13 protein-coding genes are annotated in these 12,462 nt (G+C 60.6%); 6 read left to right on the forward strand and 7 right to left on the reverse strand.

The window, feature by feature from the left end:
- Positions 1 to 27: 27 nt before the first annotated feature.
- The 3 genes from Q8O69_RS07550 to Q8O69_RS07560 are packed head-to-tail and all read left to right on the forward strand — an operon-like array spanning position 28 to position 2,653.
- Complete coding sequence (locus tag Q8O69_RS07550; RefSeq protein ID WP_305590901.1) at positions 28 to 1,356, forward strand: MFS transporter; 1,329 nt, start codon at positions 28 to 30, stop codon at positions 1,354 to 1,356.
- Complete coding sequence (locus Q8O69_RS07555; protein ID WP_305590903.1) at positions 1,353 to 2,045, forward strand: TIGR04283 family arsenosugar biosynthesis glycosyltransferase; 693 nt, start codon at positions 1,353 to 1,355, stop codon at positions 2,043 to 2,045. The genes Q8O69_RS07550 and Q8O69_RS07555 overlap by 4 nt, the downstream gene beginning before the upstream one ends.
- Positions 2,042 to 2,653, forward strand: coding sequence for a TIGR04282 family arsenosugar biosynthesis glycosyltransferase (locus Q8O69_RS07560; protein WP_305590905.1), 612 nt, complete (start codon positions 2,042 to 2,044; stop codon positions 2,651 to 2,653). Before Q8O69_RS07555 ends, Q8O69_RS07560 begins: the two co-directional genes overlap by 4 nt.
- Here Q8O69_RS07560 and Q8O69_RS07565 read toward each other — a convergent pair.
- The 4 genes from Q8O69_RS07565 to flgA form a co-directional block, all read right to left on the reverse strand.
- Positions 2,650 to 3,399 carry a flagellar brake protein gene (locus tag Q8O69_RS07565; protein ID WP_275961151.1) on the reverse strand — a complete coding sequence of 250 codons (750 nt, stop codon included), beginning with the start codon at positions 3,397 to 3,399 and terminating at the stop codon, positions 2,650 to 2,652. The genes Q8O69_RS07560 and Q8O69_RS07565 overlap by 4 nt on opposite strands.
- A gap of 81 nt (positions 3,400 to 3,480) precedes the next feature.
- Positions 3,481 to 3,948 (reverse strand): flagella synthesis protein FlgN, encoded by a 468-nt coding sequence (locus Q8O69_RS07570; RefSeq protein WP_305590907.1) that lies wholly within the window; start codon positions 3,946 to 3,948, stop codon positions 3,481 to 3,483.
- 84 nt (positions 3,949 to 4,032) lie between these two features.
- Positions 4,033 to 4,377: a flagellar biosynthesis anti-sigma factor FlgM gene (gene flgM / locus Q8O69_RS07575; protein ID WP_305590909.1), complete on the reverse strand. Its 345-nt coding sequence runs from the start codon at positions 4,375 to 4,377 to the stop codon at positions 4,033 to 4,035.
- Positions 4,378 to 4,534: 157 nt separating this feature from the next.
- Positions 4,535 to 5,293, reverse strand: a complete 759-nt coding sequence (gene flgA / locus Q8O69_RS07580; protein ID WP_304870552.1) for a flagellar basal body P-ring formation chaperone FlgA — start codon at positions 5,291 to 5,293, stop codon at positions 4,535 to 4,537.
- A gap of 73 nt (positions 5,294 to 5,366) precedes the next feature.
- Between flgA and Q8O69_RS07585 the strand changes: the two genes are divergently transcribed.
- Together Q8O69_RS07585 and cheR are read left to right on the forward strand one after the other, a co-directional pair.
- Positions 5,367 to 6,299: a chemotaxis protein CheV gene (locus Q8O69_RS07585; RefSeq protein WP_269380457.1), complete on the forward strand. Its 933-nt coding sequence runs from the start codon at positions 5,367 to 5,369 to the stop codon at positions 6,297 to 6,299.
- 44 nt (positions 6,300 to 6,343) lie between these two features.
- Positions 6,344 to 7,171 carry a protein-glutamate O-methyltransferase CheR gene (gene cheR, locus Q8O69_RS07590; protein WP_160015726.1) on the forward strand — a complete coding sequence of 276 codons (828 nt, stop codon included), beginning with the start codon at positions 6,344 to 6,346 and terminating at the stop codon, positions 7,169 to 7,171.
- A gap of 75 nt (positions 7,172 to 7,246) precedes the next feature.
- On the opposite strand, the gene Q8O69_RS07595 is transcribed toward cheR, so the two are convergent.
- Positions 7,247 to 10,330 carry a transglycosylase domain-containing protein gene (locus Q8O69_RS07595; protein WP_305590912.1) on the reverse strand — a complete coding sequence of 1,028 codons (3,084 nt, stop codon included), beginning with the start codon at positions 10,328 to 10,330 and terminating at the stop codon, positions 7,247 to 7,249.
- Between the two features lie 302 nt (positions 10,331 to 10,632).
- Here Q8O69_RS07595 and Q8O69_RS07600 point away from each other — a divergent pair, with 302 nt between their 5' ends.
- Positions 10,633 to 11,319: a bifunctional 2-polyprenyl-6-hydroxyphenol methylase/3-demethylubiquinol 3-O-methyltransferase UbiG gene (locus Q8O69_RS07600; RefSeq protein WP_275961156.1), complete on the forward strand. Its 687-nt coding sequence runs from the start codon at positions 10,633 to 10,635 to the stop codon at positions 11,317 to 11,319.
- Positions 11,320 to 11,337: 18 nt separating this feature from the next.
- Here Q8O69_RS07600 and Q8O69_RS07605 read toward each other — a convergent pair whose 3' ends face one another.
- On the reverse strand, positions 11,338 to 11,667 hold the full coding sequence (locus Q8O69_RS07605) for a DHCW motif cupin fold protein (RefSeq protein WP_275961157.1): 330 nt from the start codon (positions 11,665 to 11,667) through the stop codon (positions 11,338 to 11,340).
- Between the two features lie 25 nt (positions 11,668 to 11,692).
- A complete protein-coding gene (locus tag Q8O69_RS07610; RefSeq protein WP_305590914.1) occupies positions 11,693 to 12,433 on the reverse strand; it encodes a glutathione S-transferase family protein in 741 nt (246 codons plus the stop codon).
- Positions 12,434 to 12,462: the final 29 nt, after the last annotated feature.

Below are 12,462 nucleotides of genomic sequence, written 5' to 3' on the forward strand. Positions count from 1 at the left end.
GGCCTTTATGGAGCCATGCGCCGCCCCATGTCTGTGATCCTCAAGTCATTTAGTTCGCTGTATTTCGCCACCCTGTTGATGCTGTTGGGCTCGGGTCTGTTGAGCACTTACCTGGCGCTGCGGCTGGCGCAAACGGCCGATGGCTTGTGGGTCGGTGCGCTGATGGCGGCCAACTACCTGGGCTTGGTGCTAGGCGGCAAGATCGGGCATCGGTTGATTGCCCGAGTTGGCCATATCCGCGCCTATGTCGCCTGCGCTGGTGTGGTGACGGCAGCGGTGCTTGGCCATGGCTTAAGCGATTGGTTGCCCAGCTGGTTGCTGCTGCGGATGCTGGTTGGTCTGGGCATGATGTGCCAGTACATGGTGATCGAGAGCTGGCTCAATGAGCAGGCGGAAACCAGCCAGCGCGGCCAGGTGTTTGCCGGCTATATGGGGGCTTCCTACCTGGGCTTGATCCTCGGTCAGCTGGTGCTGGTGGTGCACCCGGCGCTGGGCCTTGAACTGCTGATGCTGGTGGCGCTGTGCTTTGCCCTATGCCTGGTGCCGGTGGCCTTGACCCGCAAACTGCACCCGGCGCCCTTGCATCCTGCGCCGCTGGAAATGCGCTTCTTTATCGACCGCGTGCCGTTGTCGCTGACCACTATCTTGGTCGCGGGGCTGCTGATCGGTTCGTTCTACGGCCTGGCCCCGCTGTATGGCACGCGCATGGGTTTGTCCACCGAGCAGATTGGTCTGTTTATGGGGTGCTGCATCATCGCCGGCCTGGTGGTGCAGTGGCCGTTGGGCTGGTTGTCTGATCGGCATGACCGCGTGCAGCTGATTCGTGGTTGTGCCGCGTTGCTGGCACTGGCTGCGCTGCCCCTGGCGATTCTGTCGCAAGCCAGCTTGCCGCTGTTGTTTGCCGGCGGCTTTGCCGTGTGCGCCTTGCAATTCAGTCTCTATCCGCTGGCGGTGGCGCTGGCCAATGACCATGTCGAAGCCGAGCGGCGGGTATCGCTGACGGCCATGCTGCTGGTGACCTTTGGTGTCGGCGCCAGTATCGGGCCGTTGCTGGCGGGCGTGCTGATGCGCTTTCTCGGCGCCAACATGCTCTACGCCTTCGTCTGCGCCTGCGCCTTGATTCTGGTGCTGCGTATCCGGCCGGAGCGCGTTACCCATCTGCATCAGGTCGACGATGCGCCGCTGCACCACATCCCCATGCCCGACAGCACCACCAGTTCGCCACTGACGGCCGCCCTCGATCCGCGTGTCGATGAACAGGTGGTGCATGAGCAGATGCACGACAACAGCGTTGTGCAAGAATCTGGTGGCGAACCTGCAGCGGAACCGCCCGCTCAGTCAGAGTCGCGCGGATGACGCCGCTGCTTAGCGTGGTGATCCCGGTGCGCAATGAGGCCCAGGCGTTGCCGGACTTGTTGGATGATCTGACGGATTTGCGTGCCATCGGTGCCGAGTTGATCCTGGTCGACGGCGGCAGCAGTGATAGCACCTGCGAACTGGCGCTGGGGCGGGTTGATCAGTTGCTGAGAACGGCCCCTGGCCGTGCGCTGCAGATGAATGCCGGCGCGGCGGTGGCCCGTGGCGAGTACCTGTGGTTTGTGCATGCCGATACGCGGGTCAGTACTGAGTCCCTCACCAGTCTGCAACAGGCGTTAAGCCAGCGACCGCTATGGGGGCGTTTTGATGTACGTTTGTCCGGCCCTGGCCTGGCATTCCGAGTGATTGGCGCGATGATCAGCCTGCGGTCGCGGTTTAGCGGTGTCGCATCGGGTGATCAGGGGATTTTTGTTGCTCGCCAGCATTTTGAGGCCATGGGCGGTTATGCGCAGATGCCGTTAATGGAGGATTTGCAGCTGTGCCGGCGGCTTAAGGCGCGGGCACGGCCGCGTTGCTTACGCCCGCCATTGTCGACCTCCAGCCGGCGCTGGGAGCAGCACGGAATCTGGCGTACCGTGGTGCTGATGTGGTGTCTGCGGTTGGCCTATTACTGTGGCGCCAGCCCAGAAAAACTGGCTCGTCAGTACCGGCGAGGGTCGCTGTTATGAACCTGTCGATCTCATTGCATCTGCTTGCTCGCGCCCCGGTGGCGGGGCGGGTAAAAACGCGGCTGATCCCGGCGCTGGGCGCTCAGGGTGCCTGTGATTTACAGCAGCTGCTGCTGGAGCGCGCGCTGCAGTTGCCGGCCCATGGCTTTGGCGAGCGCTTTCTGTGGCTGGACGATTTACCCGATGCAGGCCTGCAGGCGTTGGCGCAGCGCCTTGGCTGGACCTTGGTCGAGCAGCCGGCGGGCGATCTGGGCGAGCGCATGCGCCGTATTGCCACCCTCGGGCTGGCGGAAAGCGATGCGGTGATTCTGATCGGCAATGACTGCCCGGCGCTCGACGGTGCTTATTTGCAGGCGGCATGCCATGCGTTGCAGGAGCAGCCCGTGGTGATCGGCCCGGCAGAGGATGGTGGTTATGTGCTGCTGGGGTTACGCCGCGTGGACGCCGCCTTGTTCAGCGATATGCCGTGGGGCACCGAACGGGTCTTCGATATGACCCTGCAACGCCTGCAGCAGCTGGACTGGCGTCCGGCACTGCTGCCTGCATTGTGGGATGTTGATCGGCCTGAGGATTTATCGCGCCTGGCGGCACTGGATATCTTGATCTAGAACAGTCCGTCACTCTCGAAGCGGCGCGCTTCACGCTGCAACTGGTAGACGAAACGTTCGACCAGACGCTGCTCCTGGCCATTGATGCGGTGGAAGCGTGCACCGACAAAGGTGGTGTCGACCTTCTCTTCATACTGCACATGACGCATTTCAATGGCGGTGGTCATGGCGCCGAAAGGAAAGCGTGCGGTAAAGCGCTCATAGACCTGGCCGGCCTGCAGGCTGCTGCTGATATTGCCGGGAAAGCGCAATTTGCAGCCGGTGGCAGAGATGTCCAGCAAATGCCCAGGTATGGCCGTGCGTAGTTTATCGCCGGCCAGTTCGACTTTGATCAGTTCAGTCTGCTTGAGCGGGGCGCGGAAGGCGCTGCGCCGTTGGTGGTAGGTCACCTCAAGTGGCATCGGGCTGAAGTAACAGCGCGCGCCTTCGTGCTCGGTGATGCGCACATTCTGTTCGCATTTCCAGGCTACGCGCACGCCTTCATGGAAGGCTTCGACATTAAACGCCTCGCCATTGGCCAGGTAGCGCTCACCATCGTTTGGCACCAACTCATCGAGAATCAACAGGTTCTTGTCGCGATCAACCTCGATCACGTAGCTCTGAAAGCGTTGGTTGCGTTCGTGGAAGGTGATGATCAGCGGGTCATGGTTTTGTTGCAGTTGGCGCAGGTTGGCAACTATTTCCACCGGTGCCTTGAGCACCTTGGGTGGCTGCGGGCCATCTTCCTGGCTAAAAGGACTGGACACGGTCCATAACTCTCCGAGCAAATGCTATGGCACTAGCATACTGGCAATATGACAGTATGTCCCCTGTGCCTTTTATAGGTTTCAGGCCTGGCTGAGCGGGCGCTGCTGGCCGATTCTAGCGGCACTGCCGCGGCTGTCATAGAGGCTCGGCGTCTCGTTGCCACGCAGAATGCCGAGCATGCTGTTGGCCGAGGCCTGGCTGGAGCGAATCAGCCGGCCATTACGCAGGTTGGCCGTTTGGCAGCGTTCCAGCAGGGCGTTGAGTTGATCGCCGCGCTCAAGCAGCTGTTCGCCTTGGGTGGACTGTGCGGCAAGCGCTTGCAGGCCGGTGCGGTCGGGGCTGAGGTTGAGGTTGGTAAGCAGTTGGCTGCGCTCTTTGCCGTGCTGGTCGAGCAGGGTTAGCAGCGGCAGTTTTTCCGTCAGGATGCTTTGCAGGCGGGGGAGGTCGCGGTCACTGAGGGCTTGGAATTCGGTGTCGATCAATTCAAGCAACTGCTCGGCGGTGCCGATATCGTTGGTGAACAGTTCAAGCAGGCTGGTGTCGTGCATTGCGGGCTCTTCGGGGTAACAGACGCTGCAGGGTGTGCGTGCAGTGTCTATTGGGCGGCCAATTACCCCAGCGTAGCCCGGTGACTAGCGCTGGGATTCGAAATTAAGCAGTTTGCTGGCAACGCGCTGGCTATCGACTTGATAACTGCCGTCTTCGATCGCCTGTTTGAGCTGGGCGACGCGTTCTTTATTGACGGTCGGCTGATCGCGCAGCTTTTCGCTGACTTTTTGCAACTGTTGGGCCTCGCGGCTCAGCTGTACCGATTCGCCGCTTTTGCCGGTTTGTTGCGCCTGCTCGGCGGGGCTGGGTACGTTGCCAGGTTGTTTACCGCCGATGGCTTCATTCTGGCCACCTGCCTGCGCACTGCCGGCCCGCCCCGAATTGGCTGGCGAAGCGGCATTGTTGAGCCGGTTGATGTCAATGACCATGATGCAAAACCTCGAACAGTGTTTGGACGCTTGCCTAGCTTGTCGGCATTGCCCTGAAAAACTTTAGGGCAAAAAAGTGTGCGTCAGGTAACAGTCTAAACACAGTGTGGATAATCGTCAGCTCACTAAGTGCACAAAGTTAAAACAAGAATCATGCCTACATCGCCACTTCAACCTGTCCAGGCCCAACTACACGAGCCCGGATCACCCGGTTGGAGCGTTGGTTACGCACGCTGATCTGCTTGCCAATCGTGCCGTCCGACAAGGCTTCGCCCGGCATGCGCACACTGATACCACCGCTGCGGGCGCTGATCACTACCTGATCACCTTTGCGTATGGCCTCGGCCGCTTGCACATGAATCGGCGCAAGCACCTGATCGGGTAACAGTGGTCGCGTCAATTTTTTGCCGATTGCCTGCTTAAGGGCTGTGAGATACCCCTGATTGAGCAGGCCAACATCCCGCTCGGCTAACACCACATCCATCTCCGTCAGCAGATTGTCGCGTTTCAGCGGGCGGCTGGCGATCACCACTTCGCGGTACAGGCGCACTTGCCCAGGCACAAAGACTGTCCAGGGTGCATCACCGTCACAGCGTACGCGCAGGGTCACACGGCCAATTGGCTCGGCAGGGCTTTCCAGGGTGGTAGTCAACGGCTGCGGGCACAGCGGCAGGCGCAGGCGGGGGTCGAGTCGGTTGATTTGAATCTCATGGCGGCCAGCGATGTTGCTACGCTGTAAATAATCGCTCACCGCTTGCTCAAGAAAAACTTCGCCAGCGCCGATAAGTTGTTCAGGCCGCGTGGCGTTGGCTGTTGCCAAGGCGCTATAGCCGAGTGCCAGCAAAGCGGGTACAACTGCCAGCCAGTAGCGGCATTTTGCCAGTGAGTGTCGGTTAGTTGTCGTTTCAGTGTTCATATGGGTTGGATAGCAAGGCGCGTGCCGCCTGCTACGCTGACAGCAATCTGTTACTCAAATAAGGAGTTTGGGTATGGCCGGTGTGATGGATTCGGTTAACCAGCGAACTCAGTTGGTTGGACAGAATCGTTTGGAGTTGTTGCTGTTTCGTCTGAACAGCAACCAGCTGTATGGGATTAACGTATTCAAGGTGAAAGAGGTGCTGCAATGCCCGAAGCTCACCATCATGCCGAAATCCAGTCCGGTCGTTCGCGGTGTCGCCAATATCCGTGGCGGTACTATCCCGATTCTCGATTTGTCCATGGCTACCGGCAGCGCGCCGCTGGCTAATATCGACAACAGCTTCGTCATCATCACTGAATACAACACCAAGGTTCAGGGCTTTCTGGTGCACTCGGTCGAGCGCATCGTCAACATGAACTGGGAGTCGATTCATCCGCCACCCAAGGGCACCGGGCGTGACCATTACCTGACGGCGGTCACCCACCTGGACGACAAGATGGTCGAGATCATCGATGTCGAGAAAATTCTGGCCGAGGTGGCGCCAACATCGGAAGTTATTTCTGAAGGCGTACTGAATGCCGAGACCCAGGCGCGTGCGGTAAGCAAACGTGTGCTGACCTGCGACGATTCATCGGTGGCGCGTAAGCAGGTAACCCGTTGCCTGGAGACTGTCGGCGTGGAGGTGGTGGCGCTGAATGATGGGCGTCAGGCACTGGATTATCTGAAGGCGATGGTCGAAGAAGGCAAAAATCCTGCAGAGGAGTTTTTGATGCTGATTTCCGACATCGAAATGCCGGAAATGGATGGTTATACGTTGACCGCTGAGATCCGCGCCGATCCGCGCATGCAAAAGCTGCACATCATCCTGCATACTTCGTTATCTGGCGTGTTCAACCAGGCCATGGTGAAGAAGGTGGGCGCGGATGATTTTCTCGCCAAGTTTCGCCCGGATGACCTGGCGGCACGGGTAGCTGACCGCATCAATATCGCGGCAGGGGACTAAGGGCCTGGCCCTTAGTGAATCATATGTTCGTCGAGGCCTCGCGAGTGTCTACAGGTAATTTGGATTTCGAGCAGTTCCGGACTTTCCTGGAAAAAGCCTGCGGCATCCTGCTTGGCACCAACAAGCAGTATCTGGTTTCCAGTCGGCTCAACAAGTTGATGGAGCAGAACAGCATCAAGACCCTGGGTGAGCTGGTGCAGCGCATGCAGAGTCAGCCACGCAGCGGTTTGCGCGAGCAGGTGGTAGATGCCATGACCACCAACGAAACCCTGTGGTTTCGCGACACCTATCCGTTCGAGGTGCTGAAGAACCGCGTGCTGCCGGAGATGATCAAGGCCAGCCCGGGTCAGCGTCTGCGCATCTGGTCGGCGGCTTGCTCCTCCGGGCAGGAACCCTATTCGCTGTCGATGACCATCGACGAGTTCGAGAAGACCAATATCGGTCAGCTCAAGGGCGGTTTGCAGATTGTTGCCACCGACCTCTCACCGACCATGCTGATCAATTGTAAATCCGGTGAATACGACAGCCTGGCGATGGGCCGCGGCCTTTCCCAGGAGCGTCTGCAGCGTTATTTCGACCCTAAGGGGCCGGGGCGCTGGGTGGTCAAGCCGGCCATTCGCAGCCGCATTGAGTTCCGTCCGCTGAACCTGCTGGACAGTTACGCCAGCCTGGGCAAGTTTGATGTGGTGTTCTGCCGTAACGTGCTGATCTACTTCTCGGCCGAGGTGAAGAAGGACATCCTCACGCGCATTCATGCCATGTTGAAACCGGGCGGTTATCTGTTCCTGGGGGCTTCTGAAGCGCTCAACGGTCTGCCTAACCATTATCAGATGGTGCAATGCAGCCCTGGAATCATCTACAAGGCGAAATAGTCGCGGCAAGGTTCAATAAAAAACGGGAGGCCATCGGCCTCCCGTTTTTGTTGCGGGTGGTTTTTTGCTCAGGGTCTACAAGGTTCTGGCCTGAGCCGCCGGCATAGGTGGCAAGCACTGGCTGTGGGTGTCCGGTTGAAGGTAGGGCCGCAGAATTGGTGCCATGCCTTTAAGCACCTGCACCGGCAGCGCTGAGGTGAAACGGAAGCTTTCTGCCGCGCGGCCAGGGACAAAGGCGGTGAGGGTGCCGTAGTGGCGTGGGCCGAGGTAGAAGACAAAGGTTGCGGTGCGGTTCATCGCCCGTGAACTGAGCACCCGGCCACCGGCGCCGACGGTTTCGATGCGGTTATCGCCGGTGCCGGTTTTACCGCCGACCTTGAGCGGTTGGCCGTCGGCCTGGGTAAAGCTGCCCAGCAAGCGCCGTGCGGTGCCGGCCTCAACCACATCGGCGAGGGCACTGCGCAGCGCCGCTGCGACTTCCGAGGCCATCACCCGCTTGCCCTCGGTATGTTCGCGTACCACCAGGGTGTCGTAGGGCGTATCGGCGGCAAAGTGCAGACTGTCGATGCGTGCTGTGGGTTGCCGAATACCGTCGTTCTGGATAATTCCGACCAGCTCGGCCAGCGCCGCCGGGCGATCACCGGAGCTGCCAATGGCGGTGGCCAGCGACGGCACCAGATGGGCGAAGGGATAGCCGAGGTTTTGCCAGCGCCGGTGAATATCGAGGAAGGCTTCCACCTCCAACATGATGCGGATGCGGCTGTCGCGGGCGCTCTTGTGCCGGCTGCGGAACAGCCAGCCGTAGACTTCCTGACGTTCGTCCTGGCTGGCGGCCACCGCATTGCTGAAGGTGGCTTGTGGTTGTTCGATCAGATAGCCCAACAGCCACAGTTCAAGCGGATGGACGCGGGCGATATAGCCCTGATCCGGCAGGTTGTAGGCGCCGGGACCGTAGTTTTTATACAGCTCGCTAATGCGCTTATCGCTGAGTTTTTCCTGGGGCAGGTATTTGCGCAGGAAGGCGGCGAAGCTGGCTTCATCGCTATGTGGCATCAGGTAGCGGTGCACGGCGGCGAGGCGCACCGAGGTGTGGCGCAGACCGTTGAGGAAGGTGTCCAGGCGCTGCTGCTCGGGCTGGCCCTGGTATTTGCGCCAGAAACGCAGCAGGAAGGTGGTGCCTTCGCGGTCGGCGAAGTCTTGCAGATAGGCCTGGCGGCGCGGGTCCTTGTCGTCCTTGAGCAGCTCGGCGCTGTTGTTTGGGCCCTGATAAGTGCTGTAGCGCACCAGGTCGCGCATCAGGCGGATAAACGGCAGATTCAGCGACTCGCGCAGGGCTTCACGCATGCTGGCAATGCGCTGGTTATCTTCACGGCGGAAGTTGTTGAAGGTGTGAATGCCGCCGCCGGTGAAGAAACGCTCGCCAGGGCTGGCGGAATATTTGCGCTCCAGCGCGGCATCCAGCATGGCCGACAGGCTGGCGTTGGGGGTGCTCTGCAGGTAACCGATGGCCCAGCGGGTGAGGTTGTCCTCGGCGCTGACTGCGCGCAATTCGCTGGGGCTCTGCCCCGCGTGGCGCTGGTGCAGTTCGGCGATGATTTCCAGATAAGTGGCCAGCACCCTGAGCTTGGCGGTGGAGCCCAGTTCCAGCTTGCTGCCTTCGTTGATGTCAAACGGCTGGTCGGTGCTATCGGTCTGCACCCGCACCACGCTGCCGTTACTGGTGCGCTCGAACAGGGTGAAGCTGTAGCGCACGTCGGCGGTTTTTTCCGGCGAGAGCAAGCGTTCGCCAAACAGACCGATCTGCCCGGCGAACTCCGGATCAGCCAATTGCTGCAAGTAGTGGCTGGCGGCTTGCTGCAGCTCGTTGTTCAGCGTGCTGGTGGCGCTCAGGTCGAGGCGATCTAAGTCATACAGCGGCATATTGAGCATGGCTGACAGTCGCGCTCGCGAGACGCTGATGCCCTTGTTGCTGTCCACCGGCTGCAGATTGGGCTCCAGGGCCCAGTCGCGGTAGCTGAGTTGTTGGTTTAGCGCCGCATCACGCAGCGCAGCGTCAATCAGGCCGCCGCCAGCGAGCAGGCGGATATGGCTATCAGTCAGTTCGGCCAGGTCATTGCGACCCTGGGCCAGGTAATAGGACGGGCGCCGCTGGGCAATCATCAGGGCCAGTACCTGACGCAGCGCCAGGCCGCGCTCGGCCAGGCTGGCATCTGGCGAGCGCGCCGGGTCGAGCAGCAGATTGACCCGGGCGAAGTCCGCGCCGAACCAGATGCGCAGACCATCGGCCAGGCCATGCACCTCGCCATGCCCGGGGGCGGCGGAGAGCGGCACGCTGTTGAGGTAGTCGCGCACGATATTTTCCCGCGCGGCCAATGTCTGCGGGCCGCTCTGGTAGGCGCGCACACTGGCGGAGAGCATCTGCCGCAGTTTCTCCGTACCCGATAACGTCAGGCCGTCCGGGGAGTGGCGGTATTTCTCCAGCTGGGTGGCCAGGGTGCTGCCGCCTGCAGACTGGTCTTGCATATCCAGCAGCTTGCCGACCTGGGAAATGGCCGCCATGACAAAGCGTGGCCAGTCCACTGCCGGGTTGGCCAGGGGGTGTTCAGGATCAAGCAACTTGCGGTTTTCGATAAACAGCAGACTGCCGGCCACCAGCGGCGGGATGGTGTTGAAGCTTGGGTAGCGCTGTTGTGGGTAGCGGAACTCATAGAAGGGCGTACCGCTGCAGTCACTGATGCGCAGGCCGCTTTGGATCTTCTCCGGGTAGGGTACAAACAGGCCGCGCTGGGCATAGTCGAGCAGGGCGGGAGAGAACTGCGCCTGTTGCTGCACGGTAAAGCCACGTTGATCGAGGCGTTCCAGCATCAAGGGCAGGTAGGTGTAGCCCTGGCGTTTATCGAAGGGGCCTTCCTTGGGGTAGATGATCGACGGGCTGGGGCCTGGCTTGACCCGGTAACTGAGGGTTTGCGCGTAGCGGCTGAGTTCCTGGGCCTGAAAGCGCGAGGTGCGTGCTTCCTCGACAAGCCAAAAGCCGGCGGCGATGCCCAGCAGTAGCACAAGCAGCCAGAAGGTGACCTTCAATTTACTGGTGCGCTTGCGGGGGCTGGGTTGTTCGCCGGCCGGCAGGGTGGTGATGTCGAGTTGCCAAGGTGCGCCCATATTCATTTAGCCTGATGTACTCATCCATAGGTTTGACAGGTTGCTGAATAACATCAGCGGGCTTGAACACTGAGTTCCTCTCAGCTGGCCACTGTCTGCAGTTTAGCCGCTGGTACATGGGGCAGGCAGGGATGGGCTTGGCAGACAGAGGATTTTTTGCTGATTTTTACGCGCTGGCGCGCTGATTAAGTGATCAGCGGCAACACAGATATGCGCTAACTGGCGCAGGATTGCCCCTGGCACTTGCGTGTGTAGGCAGATTGCTAGAATTGAGCCGTGACGGAACAGGCGACGAGTGAGCTATGCAACGCGACCATCGGGAGCAACTCAACCTCAGCTGGCAGGCTAATGCCGATGCCTGGACGGCGGCAGTGCGCGAGCAGCGCATTGAAAGCCGCCGGCTGGTGACTGATGCCGCCATCGTTCAGGCGATTCTCGCCCTGGCGCCCACGCGTGTGCTGGATCTGGGTTGCGGTGAGGGCTGGTTGTGCCGCGGGCTGGTCGAGCATGGCATCGAGGCGGTCGGTGTGGATGCCTCCGCGCCGCTGATTGCTGTGGCACAACAGGCGGCCGGTGGCGCATCGCAGTACCGCGTGTGCGGTTATGCCGAATTGGAAGCGCAGGCCGCGCAGCTGGGGCGTTTCGATACGCTGGTGGGTAATTTCGCTCTGCTGGAAGAGCCCCTGGCGCCAACCTTGAATGCCTTGCATGGCCTGCTGGCAGCAGATGGCCGGCTGCTGATTCAGACTCTGCACCCCTGGCGCGCCTGCAATGATGTGGGTTATCGGGACGGTTGGCGGGTGGAAACCTTTGCTGGCTTCGGCGAAGGCTTTGCTCAGCCGATGCCTTGGTTTTTCCGCACGCTGGAGTCCTGGTTGGGCCTGTTCAGCGAAACCGGCTGGCGCCTGCAGTGGCTGCAGGAACCGTTGCACCCGGAGAGCGAGCAGCCGGTGTCGCTGTTGATGCTGCTGAGTTCCGAGCGCAACTGATCTGGCCTGATAAAGCCTTCAGTCGACGATAAACAGCCGTGCCCCGCTGGTGGTGGATGAGCGATGGGCCTCGGCCTGATCGGCTACCTGATAGCTCATGCCGGCCGTCATCACAAAGCGCCGACCATCTTCCAGCTCGGTGTGCAGTTCGCCTTCCAGGCACAGCAGGATGTGGCCCTTCTGGCACCAGTGATCGGCCAGGTAGCCGGCGCTGTACTCGACCATGCGTACGCGGATGCTGCCAAACACCTGGGTGCGCCAGTAGGCCATGCCGGTTTCGCCGGCATGTTCGCTGCGCTCAATCTGGTTCCAGTCGGTGACGCCGAAGGGGATGTCGCTGATGTTCATGCTGTGGGTCCTTTAGTCAAACAACTCAGCTGCGGCGCTGACGGTCTTCGGCATAGCGGCGCAGTACCCACTGGCCTGCCGGATGGGCGTGCAGTTCATCGAGAAAGGCCTGGGTCTTGGCATCGTGCCCGGCGATACCGGCCCACGGCGTGCCGGCGGGGGTGAACAACGGGGCGAACAGCGCGGCGGCGCTGATGTCGGCCAGGCTCAGTTGCTCACCGACCAGGTAGCGTGATGGGTCGCCGTGGATGCGCGATTCAATCAGCGCCAAGCCCTCGAGCAGTTCTGCCTGGGATTTCGCCACGCGCTGCGGGGTCACGCCGTACAGACGCTGCACACCCTGGATTAGTACTGGCTTCATCAGGTCGCGCAGGCCCAGCAATGGGCGGTAGACCTTGAGCATGGCGTGCATCACCGAGTCCCACTGCTTGATCTGACCATATAGCCAGCGCCGTATGTGCACGCCCAGGCGGTCGAACTGTTCCTCCAGCTCCAGCACCTCGGCGCGTTGTGCCGCGTCGGTCGGCAGCAGCGGACGCTCTGGATAATGCTGCTCCAGGTACAGGGCGATCTGCGTGGAGTCGCCGATGACCTGCTCGCCATCCTTGAGGATCGGCAGGGTGACGATATTGGCCAGGCGCTTACTCTTCAGCCGATGCAGGCCGGGGAAGAGGTTATCCACCTGAAAATCGAGGCCCTTGTGGTCCAGGTGCCAGCGGGTTTTTTCGCAGTAGTGGGATATCGGGAACTGATAAAGCGTGCGCATGGTGGGCCCTCGACAATGATGCGCCGAGT

This window comes from Pseudomonas sp. (genome assembly GCF_030690725.1).
Classification (GTDB): Bacteria; Pseudomonadota; Gammaproteobacteria; order Pseudomonadales; family Pseudomonadaceae; genus Aquipseudomonas.